This is a genomic window from Bacillus sp. DX4.1 (genome assembly GCF_030348195.1).
Taxonomy (GTDB): domain Bacteria; phylum Bacillota; class Bacilli; order Bacillales; family Bacillaceae_G; genus Bacillus_A.
The window spans coordinates 545,278-560,113 of sequence record NZ_JAUCFT010000008.1 but is presented as its reverse complement, the minus strand read 5'-3'; the positions used below and the strand labels follow the sequence as shown (position 1 = coordinate 560,113).

Genomic DNA, 14,836 nt, shown 5'->3' with positions numbered 1-14,836 from the left:
GCGATAATCAATTCTTAAACTTTTTTATGATTTGCTTGGCATTAGCATAAAGTGAAACTTTACTCAGCAGGGATTTTCTTCATCCCCCACTGATAATTAACCTTCACCAATCGGGCTTTTACGGGCAGTTATTCCCACCTATCTTCTTTGTTTCTCTCTAAATTTTGAGGCGGGGGTCTTACTGCCCACAAATAGCGGGATAAAACTTTCAACTCACCCCTAATCTTTAAATTTAAAGCTTTCAACTACTATTAATGCAAGATACATACCAACCTCAATTCCTATGTAAAATTAGGAGTTCGTGCGAAAAAAATCTTAATAAGCGCAAAATTTTTCTATCATTTTAAAATTTCCAATCGTAAAAGCGCAAAAAATTTTGCTATTTTATGAGAATTTTAATAAAATTATAAAAAGTCAGTCTTCATAAGATATAACGAGGAGAAGATGGTACATGCATACAAAAGAAATCAATTTCAAAAAATTAATTGAAATGAATATGCTATATGAAACTTTACTCAATGAAATTGATATTGGAATTCACATTATTAATGAAGAAAGTAAAACGATAATCTATAATCGCAAAATGATGGAAATTGAATCGATGGATTGTAGGGATGTATTACATAAAAATCCTTTAGAGGTATTTGCATTTGAAGAGAACAAAAGCAGTACTCTCATAGAGGCACTAAAACTTGGAAAAACAAAAAAAAACATAAAACAAACTTATTTTAATAATAAAGGAAAAGAGATTACGACAATTAATGATACCTTTCCCATAATAGAAAATGGAAAAATTAAAGGTGCTATTGAAATTTCAAAAGATATTACCCAATTAAAGCAAACGATTAAAACAAATGTTCCTCGGAAACAAAGTACTAAGTTTACCTTTGATCATATAATAGGTAATTCTAGAGCAATTCAATCCATCATTACAGAAGCAAAAAAAGTAACACGTACCTCTTCCTCCATACTTATCGTAGGAGAAACGGGAACTGGCAAAGAATTATTTGCACAAAGCATTCATAATGAAAATCACCGTTCAGCAAAGCCTTTTATCTCGCAAAACTGTGCTGCTATACCAGAAACCCTAATGGAAAGCCTATTATTTGGCACGAACAAAGGTGCTTTTACAGGTGCAATAGATAAACCAGGTTTATTTGAAGAAGCAAATGGAGGAACTTTATTATTAGATGAAATTAACTCATTAAGTCCAGCTCTTCAAGCTAAATTACTGCGTGCTATACAAGATAAAACAATACGAAGAATCGGCGGAGCACAAGAAAAAGAAGTAGATGTTCGAATCATAGCAACCATTAATGAAGATCCTGTTGAAGCTATTACACACAATCGATTAAGGAAAGACCTATATTATAGATTAAGCGTTGTTACTTTATTTCTTCCACCTTTAAGAGAGAGAAAAGAAGATATCTTAACTCTTCTTCATTATTTTATTGAAAAGTATAATATCCAATTTGGCTTAAAGGTAAAAGGGGTGGATCATAACGTAAGAGAGTTTTTCTATAAACACGATTGGCCTGGAAATATAAGAGAGTTGGAACACATGATTGAAGGCGCTATGAACTTAATAGAAGATGAGGAAATCATTACAACACTCCATATTCCAACACGTTTTTATGACCTAACCAAAAGCGAATTCAACATTCATCCTCCTCTAACGAGGCGGGATGCAAATGATACTACCAATGATGCGTCTAAAACTTTAAAGCATACAATAAAAGAAATGGAAAAAGAATACATCAATCAAGTTCTTAAAGAAAATAAAGGTAATATCTCACAAACAGCAAAGTTTTTAGGCTTGAGTAGGCAAAACCTACAATATCGACTAAAAAAATATAATTTAAACAGTTAAAAAAAATTATTGATTTACCATGAATCCATTACAACTTGTAGGAATCAAATATATGTATCACCTTGATTTCTTTACGTTTTCTATAAATACAAACAAAAAAAGAAAGAGCTATTAGCTCTTTCTTTTTGATTTAGCTTCTATCTACACCAACTGCACAACATTTTCGATATGTCCAAGGTGTATGTAGGAACATATAGGATGCTAGTGAGTTTACAACATAAAGTGAAACTTCCATCAGTGGGGGTTTCTTCATCCCCCACTGATGGTTAGTTGAACGAATCGGGCTTTTACGAGCAGTTGTCCCCCACCTATCTTCCTCGTTTCTCTCTGAATCTTGAGGTGGGGGTCTTACTGCCCGTTAATGCGGGATAAATTACATCCATTTGTCTAAAAATCAACCTTTTCCAAGTACAGCCCACTTGCATCAGCAAGACAATTGATTTGGTTTCGTTGTTTCGCCTCTAAAATTTGTGGTATTGCTTCAGCATCTAACTGACCTAAGCCAACTTCTACTAACGCTCCAACGATCTTTCTCACCATATTGTGAAGAAATCCGTTTCCGCTCACCCTAATTTGGATGAAACCTTCATTTTCTACTATATCGAGCATGTATATTTCACGAACCATAGACTTCTTCTTAGATTTAGCGTTTGAAAAAGCAGTAAAATCATGTGAACCGATCAAATATTGCGCTGCTTTTTTCATGCTTTCAATATTTAACTTTTTTTCAACATGCATGCTGTATTTACGCATAAATGGATTTGTATGTTCCTCATTCCAAATCTTATATAAATACGTTTTTGCTTTAGAGTTATAGCGAGCATGAAAACGCTCTGGAACTAGCTTCACATCAGTAATACTAATATCGTTTGGCAAGTATTGATTTAAATACTTTTTAACTTTAGGCTCCGTCAAATTCTCCTCAATCATAAAATTAGCAACTTGGTTAAGAGCGTGTACACCAGCATCTGTTCTGCTGCAACCGATAATTTCGATGTCTCTTCCGACCATTTCTGATAATACACTTTCAATTTTTCCTTGAATGGTATTATCGTTATTACCAAGTCTTTGCCATCCCTTATAGCGTCCACCATCATATTGAATCGTCAATTTATAATTGTTCATTGTATTCTCCTTACTTTCATTGGCTGAATAAAATATAATCCCTCACACAGGCTTCTGCTGTATGAGGGAACATATCCTTATTCTAAAAAATATCATGTTTTTTATTACTTACGTTTCATATTGTAGTTTATTTTCTAACAAGCTTCACTACATTCTACACATAGAAGAAGTGTTCCTGCAAGTCCTTGTCTCCGATAGTATGGATGTGTATATACATTCGTAACTATTCCTCTGTTCGTTCGGTAGGGAAAGCCTGATTTGCAGGCTTTTCGATTACGTTCAGCAACACGATAGCGATTGTGTTCTGTGCTTTTCCGGAAATATAAATATTCGTTTGTAATTTTTACATAATGTTGAGATATTCAAACCTTAATAGAAGCTGTCTACTATTAAGCTTTGACCCCTAGTATAGGGGTCTTTTTTCTACCTCTTTACTTTATGTATGAATTCGTTTCATCCTACAAAAAATATTTGTGTTAACCAGAAATGGGAGGTAAGACATTTGAAAGAAACAAACTATTGGAATCCTGACAATCCTGAATTTTGGGAAAGTAAGGGAAAAAAGATTGCGAATCGAAATTTATGGATTTCTATTGCTAATTTATTTATTGCCTTTTGTGTGTGGCAAATATGGTCCATATTATCATTAAACCTAATTGATGCGGGGTTTAATTATACAACTGATCAAGTGTATACTTTGGCTGCCATTCCTGCATTAACAGGTGCAGTAATCAGGCCTTTTTATTCTATCGGTGTAACATATTTAGGAGGAAAAGCTTGGACTTTTTTATCTACTATTATCCTGTTAGTACCTGTGTTTGGAATTGGATGGGCATTAAAAAATCCAGATACCCCCTATACTATAATGGCTATTTTTGCTGCTTTATGCGGACTTGGAGGAGGAAACTTTGCTTCATCAATGGCGGCAATTGGACCTTTTTATCCGAAGGCAAAGCAAGGATCTGCTCTTGGAATTAACGGCGGATTGGGAAATCTTGGTGTAAGTGTAGCCCAATTTGTCATTCCTTTTATTATTACAATACCGTTTTTTGGACCTTTAGGAGGCAGGCCTTTAACTGTAGGAACGACTAGACTGTGGTTGCAAAATGGAGCTTTTATATGGGTCATTCCAATTATAATCTTTGCATTTCTAGCCCTGTTTGGAATAAACAACCTACCTCTTAAGAAGCCAAAATTGTCTGAGCAGTTGAAAGTATTCCAACGAAAACACATGTATCTTATTATGCTTTTATATATCATGTCGTTTGGATCATTTATTGGCTACTCAGCTGCTTTTCCTTTATTGCTAAAAGGACAATTTCCAGAGATAAATGCTCTTCAGTTAGTGTTTCTCGGACCACTTCTTGGAGCATTAGGGCGGCCTGTCGGCGGCTATTTAGCAGATAGATTTGGAGGGGCACGGGTTTCTCTTATAGATGTAGGTATTATGGTCATCGGTGTATTTAGTGTTATTTTCTTCATTAGCGAAGGAACCAAAAGCTTTCTTGGATTTTTTCTCTCTTTCTTAGTGTTATTTGCTACTGGGGGGATTGTCAATGGTTCTATTTTTACAATGTTTCCAATTATTTTTGGACCGATTGAATCACCGGCAGCTATCGGATTTGCCTCTGCCATCGGAGCATTCGGTGGATTTTTTATTCCAAAAGTTTTTGGTTGGTCAATTGAGAACTTGGGAGGTATAAGTCCAGCTTTATACTTATTTATTCTCTACTATATCGTTTGCTTAGGAATCATTTGGTATTATTATGCTCGCAGTAATGCGGAAGTACATGTGGATTCGTTACGGACATAATAAGATTGTTGGAGACTACACCTTTAAAATTAGCCCTCACACAGATTCATGCTGTATGAGGGCTAATTTCATTTTTCTTAGAGTAAATCGTATCGATACGTACTTATTGAATATGTGTACTAGATGATAACCTATTTTCTAACAAGCTTAACTACATTTTCAACATGCGCCGTATGTGGGAACATATCAACCGGCTGCACATATTCCACTTCATAGCTCTGCATCAATGCTTTCACATCACGCGCTAATGATGAAGGATTACAAGAAACATATACAACCTTTTTCGGTTGTACTTTTAAAATTGTTTCGAGTAATTTGTCATCACAACCTGTGCGAGGTGGATCAACCACGATTACATCTGGACGCCAGCCTTCTTTAACCCATTTTGGTAGCCATTGTTCTGCTTTTCCAGCTTCATACTTTGTGTTTGTAATGCCATGACGCTTCGCATTTTTCTTCGCATCTTCAATCGCTTCTGGAATGACATCCATACCGCGTACTTCCGCTGCATCATTTGCAAGCCAAAGTCCGATTGTACCAACGCCACAATATGCATCAACAATTTTTTCTGTACCTGTTAACGCAGCGGCTTTTTTCGCTTCATTATATAAAACAACTGTTTGTTCTGGATTCAACTGGAAGAAAGCGCGTGCTGATAATTCAAATGATAAATCACCAAGTGTTTCTTGAATGACTTCTTTTCCAGCTAAACGGAATGTTTTATCACCGAAAATAACAGATGTTTTACGCCAGTTCACGTTTTGCATAATCGATTTGACATTTGGCATCTGTTTTTGTACTTCTGCGATAAACTGATCTTTATTTGGTAGTTCTTCTTTTGTTGTAATTAATGTGACTTGTACTTCCCCTGTTTGAACCGCAGCACGTGTCACAATTGTACGTACCAGACCTTTTTGTTTTCTCTCATTGTAAATAGAAATGTTCAGTTTTTCTAATATACGTTTTACAACTTTTGTTGCTTCGTTCGTTGCTTTATGCTGAATCATACAATGAGAAATATCAATTAATTGATGTGAGTTTTGTTTGTATAACCCTGTAATGACTTTTTCGTCTTTACGTCCTACTTGCAATTGACTTTTATTGCGATAATGCCACGGATCTCCCATGCCAAGTGTCGGACGAATATCCGCTTCCATACTTCCGTTCATATACTTTTCAAACGCTTGTACAACAATATCACGCTTTTGATTCAACTGCTCTTGATACTCTAAATGTTGCAGCTGACAACCGCCGCATTCATCGTATACAGGACATGGCGGCTTCACACGATGCGGTGACGCCTTACGAATTTTTTTCACTTTTGCTTCTGCAAAACCACGCTGAATTTTCGTTGTTTCTGCAACTACTTCCTCTCCTGGTAATGCCCCTGGAATGAAGACAACTTGTCTCTTGAAATAACCAACGCCCTCTCCGTTAATCCCAAGACGTTTAATTGTCACAGGAAACGTTTGACCAACTTCCAACTTACTCTCATGTTGTTTTTGTATCATTGTTACACCTCTACTCTATACTTTTCCATAAATATAACGCTGCATAACTGCAGTATGGTTCACACTCTTGTTTCATTTGTTCTAAAAATGCGTCATCCGGTTTATTCTCTAATTGAAATAATCCTTGAAGTGCACGCTGAAGCCCGATATCCGCTTTCGGAAACATATTTTGACGCCCTAGCCCAAACAGTAAGAAGTTTTGTACCGTCCATACACCGATGCCTCGCAGTGGCAATAGCTGTGCTGTTACTTCTTGGTCTGTTTTTGCCTCTAGTTCTTCTAAATGTAACTTACCTTCCGCAATATGTTTCGCAAGTCCAACGATGTATTCAGCCTTTCGCTGACTAAACTTTTGATTTCGCAATTCTTCCACTGTAATATTTGCTACCCTTTCAGGTGTTGGAAAAAAGAAAACGCCATTCTTCTCTGTTCCATACCTTTTTACAAATTGTTCTGTAAGTGTAGTTGCAAATTTCAAATGGACTTGTTGATGAATAATGCAGCGGAGAAGACAAGCAAAATAGTCAAACTCTAAAATAAGTGGTGTATATGCAAATGTTTCGAAAAGCGGACGTAATGATGTGTTTATAAAATGGTTCTGCATATCATGAAAGGATTGATTCCATTGAAAAATTAAATAGATACGTTTCATAATTTGCTCTTGCTCACCCATCTGGCTTGAAATCCAAAATTGTGGCTTTTCAAGCGTGCCAATTCCTTGCACGCGTACAACAATATGTTCTCCATCTACGATGAGTGGGACTTGAATTGTTTTATCTTCTAAATTCACAGCATTCAACGGATCAAAAGATAGCCGCCTTAACACTTCGTCAAAATGATATGGATATTCTAACATAACATGCTCGCTCCACATACATTTCCCCATCCTTTTTACACATCATTATAGCATGAGAAAACCGTAAGCATACATGCTTACGGTTGATTGCCTTTTACTAAATCATCTAGGCTTTTAAAATGATACCCTTTCTCGCGTAAATCATCAATGATTTTCGCAAGTGCTTCTGCATTATCTTTTGATATCGCATGAAGCAACAGAATAGATCCTGGATGAATCATATTCATAACATTATTATGTGCATATTGCCATCCTCTTTGTTGATCTATCTTCCAATCAAGAAAAGCAAGTGACCAAAATACGTTATAGTAGCCCATTTCTTTTGCAAGCGCTAGCGTACGTTCACTGAAAATACCGCGAGGAGGACGTACATATTTCACTTCTTTTTGTCCAGTTACCTTCTTAATCTCATCCGTTACACTTTGCAGTTCTTCACGAAGTTTTTCATCATTTACTGTCGTAAAATCAGGATGGCTTCGGGAATGGTTTCCAATAATATGTCCTTCTTGCGCCATTCTTTGTAATAGTTCTTTTTGCGTCTTTATATAATGCCCTGTCACAAAAAAGGTTGCGGGTACTTTCTTTTCCTTCAGTACATCTAAAATTTTTTCTGTATACCCATTTTCATACCCGTTATCAAATGTTAAATATATATCTTTTTTCTTTGTATCACCTAAATAAAAACCACCGTTCTTTTGCAGTAATTCTGTATATAGTTTTCCTGCATCTGGTGCTGTTTCATTTTTAGCGCGCGGAATCCCCCAATGATGGGGTGTATTTGTATAAGCGAATGCCGAAACTGGGACAAGTGCCATCATAATTGAAAAAATGAGACCGATATATAACCATTTATGCCTCATAAATAGTCTCCTTTCCATATATAATCGTACCTGTAGTTTCTGTTTTCAATATTTGTTTCATGCTGAGAATGTTTTTCCATATATACCAAAAAAAATGCACCTCAAATCATTTGAGATGCATTTTCCCCACTTATCCCGCTATTTGCGGGCAGTAATACCCACCACCTCAAAGTTCCGCAAAAAGCAAAGAAGTTTGATGGGGGATAAACTGCCCGTAAAAGCGCGATTGGTGAGGGCTAATAATCAGTGGGGGATGCAGAAAAAACCACTGATTAAAGTTTCACTTTATTTAAATACTGGTTCTTTAAACTCTGCTAATTTTTCAAGTGAAGTTTTATCGACATCAGCATGTAAGCTTTTACCATGCGAATCCATCGTTACAACTGCTTTAAATCCATCAATACGTAAATGCCACATTGCTTCTGGAATACCAAATTGTAAGAAGTCTACGTCTTTTACTTCTTTAATACATTCCGCATAATACTGAGCGGCACCGCCGATCGCATTTAAATATACACCGCCATGCTCATGGAGTGCAGCTAATGTTTTCGCACCCATGCCGCCTTTACCGATGACCGCACGAATACCAAACTTTTTCATAATATCGCCTTGGTATGGCTCTTCACGAATACTTGTCGTTGGACCTGCGGCTTTAATTTTCCAATTTTCATTTTCATCTTTAACAACAACTGGACCACAGTGATAAATGACTTGTCCATTTAAATCTACAGGGCAATCGTTATCCATTAAGTGCTTGTGAATTGCATCACGACCTGTGTACATCATCCCGTTAATTGTAACAACATCACCAACGCGAAGCTCACGAATTTGCTCTTCTGTAATTGGCGCTTGTAGTACAATTTCGCGTTGTTCATTATTGTTTTGCTGTGCTTCTTGCTCCAGTGTGTCTTCGCCTTCTTGATACAACCAATCGATAATTTCACCTGTTTCCGGATGAATATTTACCCCTAAGCGGCGATATGCCCAACAATTGTATGCAACAGACACATAGAAACTAGCTGGCAGACGATTGTATACGCCGATTTTACAACCAAGTAAAGTCGTTTCCCCGCCAAATCCCATTGTTCCAATACCAAGCTTATTGGCGTTCTCTAATACGTAGTCTTCAAGCTTCTCTAATTCTGGAATTGGATTTACATCATCCAATGTACGGAATAATTGATTTTTTGCTAGCTCATAACCTGATGTGCGGTCTCCCCCGATACCGACTCCGATTACACCTGCACTACACCCTTGTCCTTGTGCTTGATATACCGCGTGAAGAAGACATTTACGAATCCCTTCTAAATCACGGCCCGCTCGTCCAAGTCCTTCTAGTTCGCAAGGTAAGCTGTATTGAATGTTTTTATTCTCACAGCCGCCCCCTTTTAAAATTAAACGAGCATCAATATAGTCTTTCTCCCACTGTTCAAACTTAATGACTGGTGTACCTGGTCCTAAGTTGTTCCCACTATTGTCGCCAAAAAGTGAATCAACAGAGTTTGGACGAAGTTTTCCGTTTTTTGTCGCTTGCTCAAGCGCACCATAAATGGCTTCTTTTATGTGTAATTGATTTACGCCAACTGGTGTGTAAATTTTGAAAGTTGGCATCCCTGTATCCTGGCAAATTGGCGAGATATTATCATCTGCCATTTTAATATTGTTTGTAATGGTGCCAAGTGCCATCGCAGAACGAGTCCCTGCACTTTCTCGCTCTTTTGCTCGTTGAATTGCACGGCGAACATCCTTCGGTAAGTTCGTCGATGTTTCAACAATTAGTTGATACATGCTTTCTTGAAGCTTTTCCATTGTTACTTCCCCCTCAATTGTGAACGCTATCAAAACGCTAAAAAAAATTTTTCACAATTTGATTATACCCTTTTTTCTATATTCCTTCTATTTCAATACAACAGGAAATCCTCTATATTCATATATTTTTTGGCTATGTTAAAGTTCTTGGTTGATGTTGAATAAATCGTAAATCAAGAAAACGTGGTGGCTCAGCTTCAAAAAGAGGAATTTCCAACGAACAAGTCTGTGTATTGGTCGCAAGAGACCGAAATAAAACAACATTATCAAGGCGTGTCGGTTCAGGAAGAATTCTAACTGAGCAAATTGATTTAGCTCTTACATCACATCTCCAAAATGATACGGTGCTTATTTCTGATGCTCATAATTCATATAAATCTTATTCAACTAATAACGATGTGGAACAAATTATCATAAATGGCAGTAAGAAAGAATATGTAAAGAAAGGAATTTATCATCTTAACAATATTAATAATTACCATTCCTGATTAAAGAAATGGATAAATCGATTTAATGGTGTTTCTACGAAGTATTTACAGCTTATTTGGTGTGGTTCCAGTTCCTTGACAATAGGAAAATTGAAAACGATTTGAGCAAGAAAAAGCTAATGCTTATCTTAGCGAGTGTTCACGGAACTTGGGAAACCGCAGAGACGTTAAGACTTAGAAACACAGCCTTCTAAGTGAAAGAAGCTAAAACAGGTGAACACTAAAAATAAGCTTGAAAAATTATCCTCCAAGCTCAATTATTTAACTGTCATTTTTTTCACGAAAGCCCCCGTTAGCTTAATGATAGCTTGATTGTTATCTTAATTGAAAACTCACTTTTGTGTTTCCATGGTTTCCTAACCTATAAACAGATTCCCTGTTATATAGATTTTCAATGAATACATCCAATGAATTTCCTCTGCCCTAATCTTTGATAGAATAGTGCCTCATTTATTAGGATTTGTTGTTATGTTCCACAGTTATAACGACATTTCCTTTCTTGTGTCCTCTCTCGACATATCTATGAGCTTCAACTATCTCCTCAAACGCATAGTATCTGTCAATGACCACTTTTAACTTCCCCGCTTCAACAAGTTCTTTGAGAAAGTTTAGAGCTTCGGAATCTTCAGGTGAATTTTGACTCAATATTAGTTTCTTGCTGCTTGTCAATTTAGTCCATAGCATTCGAACACCTGGTAACGGTACAGTGGCATTTAGATAGGTTCCGTCCTTCTTTAGCGATTTCATACAAGCTGAAAACGAACTCTTGTCTACCGCTTCAAAGATAACATCATAAGTCTCGCCATTACTAGAAAAATCTTCTGCAGTGTAATCAATTACCTTATCGGCTCCCAGAGATTTTACCAATTCTAAATTCGTGGTACTGCATACCCCTGTAACTTTTGCTCCGAGATACTTGGCAATTTGTACTGCATAAGTTCCTACACTCCCTGAAGCTCCATAGACAAGGACCTTTTGTCCACTCTGAATGTTAGCTTTTCTAAGATAGTACAATGCTGTACGTGCCCCAATTGGAATGGCAGCAGCTTCCTCATAAGTTATATTGTAGGGTTTAATAGATACTGGTCCATCTTCAGGCAGGCACTTATACTCGGCATAAGCACCAAAACCCACTTGTGATGCTGCAAAAACCTGGTCACCTTCCTTAAACAGCTTGACATCTTTACCTATTGACTCAACTTCACCAGCTAACTCCATCCCCAATATAACTTTTTTAGGTTGTCTTAAACCAAGTGTTATTCGAGCAGGCAGCCAAAAAGAGAGTGGAACAGTAAATCTCCGTACCCGAATATCTGCTACTGTTACGGTTGTCGCTTTTACTTTTACCAGTATTTCATTTTCCTTAGGAGTAGGTTTTTCTATCTCTTTCAGTTGAAGAACATCAGGGGGACCGTAATTTGTGTACACAATTGCTTTCATTTGTCCTCCTCCAATTCGTTATATTCATTAATATCTACGAATGTCTACGAACAAATAGAACAATGGTTTCACTCTTTAATAACTGTTCTTAAACTATCCTATCCCGTTAGTTTAAGCGAAAACTTTCACAATATCATATTGATTTTAACATAAATATCCAAGTGACCTTTAGAAACTCTTTTAAATTTACATAAGATATAGGAAACCCCGTCACCAATATGATTAATCAACCTTTCCCTTTAACATAGCCTATTTTTTTTACAATTTGCAACTTCAATTCATCATTGATTTTCACGATATATCGGCGGAATGTCTTCATATATCAGCGATTTTTACAATATATCGGCCATTCGACATAACTTATCGGTAATTCTACAATATACGCTAAAAAAAGGACCTACCTATATAAAAACGGCTACCGAGAAAGTCCCGATAACCGTTTTGAATATATTATTCATCTTTTTTAAATTGCTCACATTTCAATTCTAATTCATCTAACATTGCAAGAAGACGATCTACATCTTCTACTTCTACCTCTTCGGGTTCAATCGTATCAATTACTTCAATAAACATATTTAAACGTTCTTTTAAATATACTAGTTGTGAATCTTTATCTTGAATAGCTTTTCCCACAAGGGCACTCTCCTTTTTATTCGAGTTATGTTGTCCCGTTTTAACAGGCATAAAAGCGATTTTCCGCAATAAAACCCGATTCATTCCATTCGTAATAAGCAAATTAATTTCTTCGCTATTAGAAGGCTTACTTTATTATACAAGAAAAATGAATAATACGGGAATGAATTTTTCACGTCAACTTTGTCAAAACGTTTTATCCCGTACTAACGAGCAATATACCATCTTCTGCATGAAGCAAAGAAGTTAGATGAGACGATGAAGAACTCCCCCTAAGAAAAGTTTCACTTTATAAAATGTTCATCTTCTTCTATTATAGAGAATGGACAAATTGTTATTTCAACAGTCAAAGGAGTATTTCAGATGAGTATATCACAAACAATGAAGCCGATTACTCCTTCTTACGATCCATGGGAAGCGTATATGGACCTTGAAGAGTACGGCAAATTACTATTAACAAATGTTGAGTTTACAACGACAACATTATGCAATATGCGCTGTGAGCATTGCGCTGTTGGTTACACCCTACAGCCGAAAGATCCAAATCCGCTCCCACTTGAACTTTTATTAAAACGATTAGATGAGATTTCTCATTTACGTTCTTTAAGTATTACCGGCGGAGAACCTATGCTTTCAAAGAAATCCGTTGATAACTATGTGACACCACTTTTAAAATATGCCCATGAACGCGGCGTTCGCACTCAGATTAATTCAAACCTAACTATAGATTTAGCTCGTTACGAACAAATTATTCCATACTTAGATGTACTGCATATTTCACATAACTGGGGAACGATTGATGATTTCGTTGAAGGTGGATTTGCAATGATGGAGCGCAAGCCAACCTACGAACAACGTGCTAAGCTATTTAAACGAATGATTACAAATAGTAAAGCTTTATCAGACGCAGGTGTTCTCGTTTCTGCGGAAACAATGTTAAATAAACGTACATTACCACATATTGAACACATTCATCGTCAAATCGTTGAAGAAATGGGCTGTAAGCGCCATGAAGTACACCCAATGTATCCAAGTGACTTCGCTAGCAACCTTGAAATTTTAACAAAAGATGAAATTCGAAGTGCGATCGAGCATCTGTTAAATATTCGCGATGAAAATGTATGGATGCTATTTGGAACATTGCCATTCTATGCATGTAGTGATGATGAGCGTGACTTAGTTACATTACAAAAATTACATGGAAGCAAAAACGTAACAGTTCGTAATGACCCAGATGGACGTTCTCGCTTAAATGTAAATATTTTTGATGGCAATATTATCGTAACAGACTTTGGGGATATTCCATTGCTTGGTAACGTACAAACAAACACATTACAAGAAGCATATGACAAATGGAGCGGTTCAAAAACAGCACAATCATTAAGCTGTCATTGTCCAGCCGTAAAATGTCTCGGACCAAATATTCTTGTAAAAAACAGCTACTATCCAACCGAGGACTTCTTAACAAAAGAAACGAATATTACGATTTAACTACAAAACGTCAGCAGAATACGCTGACGTTTTTTTTAGCTCGTTTACTTTATTGCGGCTGAGGTGAAGATATAAATTTAAAGGACAAATGATCCTGAATTGGAATAGAGGCCCCAATTCCTTGTGAAGTAATATTTTTAATAAGAAGCCTCTTTTGATTTCCTTTTAAAACAAGATATACTTCTCCAAATGTAACTTTTCCTTTTTCATTTACCGCTGGTGTATACGCATATAAATATCCAAGTTGTTTTGGACTAATATTATATACACGTGCATTCCCAGTACCGTAACCGATAGTTGTTTTAAAAGAAAGCGGCAACTGTACTTTCTCCATTGCCTGTAACAACATCATTTTTTTCACATCTTCTGCATCTTTAATATAGGCAGTTAAACCACCTTCGACTATTTTCTGTGATTCCTGTTTGTAACGAAGCGGATAATATCGTTCTACCCCTCGGTTGTCATAAACATTACGACTTACCTGTTTATACTCCCAATTCATTGTTGTCTCTAGTGATTCATAGTTTAAAGGCCACTGTCCTAAATAAATTTTTGCTCTATACCCCACTGCAAGCGGTGCATTTGAAATCGATGTTTCATTGAACATCCGAATTAAATCTGGATTTTCAATGCGGATTGATGATGTTTTAAGTAATTCTTTCGCGAGCTCACTTGGCTGTAAACGCGGCAAATCCTGCTCCACATTTGGATACGTATTATCCTTTGAAATATTTAAAACAGATGAAGGCATTTTTACATTTACCGTTGTCTTTGCAAAACTGCTGCAAGGAAATAATAAGATCAACGAGACCATAGTTGAAAGACATATGCTGTATACTCGTTTCACCTGCCTGACTCCTTTCTAGATAAAGTGAAACTTTTATGAGCGGGAGCTTTCTTCCTCTCCCACTCATAGTTATCTCTCTCCAATCGGACTACT

11 protein-coding genes and 1 pseudogene are annotated in these 14,836 nt (G+C 36.6%); 4 read left to right on the top strand and 8 right to left on the bottom strand.

Annotated elements, in window-relative coordinates:
• Window positions 1–451: 451 nt before the first annotated feature.
• Window positions 452–1,870, top strand: coding sequence for a sigma-54 interaction domain-containing protein (locus QUF99_RS06155; protein ID WP_289369065.1), 1,419 nt, complete (start codon window positions 452–454; stop codon window positions 1,868–1,870).
• 387 nt (window positions 1,871–2,257) lie between these two features.
• Here the strand turns inward: QUF99_RS06155 and truA are convergent, their stop codons facing one another.
• Complete coding sequence (gene truA, locus QUF99_RS06150; protein WP_289369064.1) at window positions 2,258–2,995, bottom strand: tRNA pseudouridine(38-40) synthase TruA; 738 nt, start codon at window positions 2,993–2,995, stop codon at window positions 2,258–2,260.
• A gap of 502 nt (window positions 2,996–3,497) precedes the next feature.
• Between truA and QUF99_RS06145 the strand changes: the two genes are divergently transcribed.
• Complete coding sequence (locus QUF99_RS06145; RefSeq protein WP_289369063.1) at window positions 3,498–4,808, top strand: MFS transporter; 1,311 nt, start codon at window positions 3,498–3,500, stop codon at window positions 4,806–4,808.
• Window positions 4,809–4,939: 131 nt separating this feature from the next.
• Here the strand turns inward: QUF99_RS06145 and rlmD are convergent, their stop codons facing one another.
• From rlmD to fumA, 4 genes are all read right to left on the bottom strand, one after another.
• The gene (gene rlmD, locus QUF99_RS06140; protein WP_289369062.1) at window positions 4,940–6,319 is read right to left on the bottom strand and encodes a 23S rRNA (uracil(1939)-C(5))-methyltransferase RlmD; all 1,380 of its coding nucleotides are present in this window, start codon (window positions 6,317–6,319) and stop codon (window positions 4,940–4,942) included.
• A 10-nt stretch (window positions 6,320–6,329) separates the two neighbouring features.
• Entirely contained in the window at window positions 6,330–7,193 is an 864-nt protein-coding gene (locus QUF99_RS06135; RefSeq protein WP_289369061.1) for a DNA-3-methyladenine glycosylase family protein, read from the bottom strand.
• Window positions 7,194–7,252: 59 nt separating this feature from the next.
• Window positions 7,253–8,035: a delta-lactam-biosynthetic de-N-acetylase gene (gene pdaA, locus QUF99_RS06130; protein ID WP_289369060.1), complete on the bottom strand. Its 783-nt coding sequence runs from the start codon at window positions 8,033–8,035 to the stop codon at window positions 7,253–7,255.
• Window positions 8,036–8,320: 285 nt separating this feature from the next.
• Window positions 8,321–9,844, bottom strand: coding sequence for a class I fumarate hydratase (fumA, locus tag QUF99_RS06125; protein WP_289369059.1), 1,524 nt, complete (start codon window positions 9,842–9,844; stop codon window positions 8,321–8,323).
• A gap of 167 nt (window positions 9,845–10,011) precedes the next feature.
• On the opposite strand from fumA, the pseudogene QUF99_RS06120 reads away from it, so the two are divergent.
• A pseudogene (locus tag QUF99_RS06120) lies at window positions 10,012–10,526 on the top strand (IS1595 family transposase); the annotation flags it as partial.
• A gap of 259 nt (window positions 10,527–10,785) precedes the next feature.
• On the opposite strand, the gene QUF99_RS06115 reads toward QUF99_RS06120, so the two are convergent.
• Window positions 10,786–11,772 carry an NAD(P)-dependent alcohol dehydrogenase gene (locus QUF99_RS06115; protein WP_289369057.1) on the bottom strand — a complete coding sequence of 329 codons (987 nt, stop codon included), beginning with the start codon at window positions 11,770–11,772 and terminating at the stop codon, window positions 10,786–10,788.
• Between the two features lie 450 nt (window positions 11,773–12,222).
• Window positions 12,223–12,405 (bottom strand): SE1561 family protein, encoded by a 183-nt coding sequence (locus QUF99_RS06110; RefSeq protein WP_199667636.1) that lies wholly within the window; start codon window positions 12,403–12,405, stop codon window positions 12,223–12,225.
• 363 nt (window positions 12,406–12,768) lie between these two features.
• On the opposite strand from QUF99_RS06110, the gene yfkAB reads away from it, so the two are divergent.
• Window positions 12,769–13,896 carry a radical SAM/CxCxxxxC motif protein YfkAB gene (gene yfkAB / locus QUF99_RS06105; protein WP_289369056.1) on the top strand — a complete coding sequence of 376 codons (1,128 nt, stop codon included), beginning with the start codon at window positions 12,769–12,771 and terminating at the stop codon, window positions 13,894–13,896.
• Between the two features lie 49 nt (window positions 13,897–13,945).
• Here yfkAB and QUF99_RS06100 read toward each other — a convergent pair whose 3' ends face one another.
• Window positions 13,946–14,743: a YfkD famly protein gene (locus tag QUF99_RS06100; RefSeq protein ID WP_289369055.1), complete on the bottom strand. Its 798-nt coding sequence runs from the start codon at window positions 14,741–14,743 to the stop codon at window positions 13,946–13,948.
• Between the last annotated feature and the right edge of the window lie 93 nt (window positions 14,744–14,836).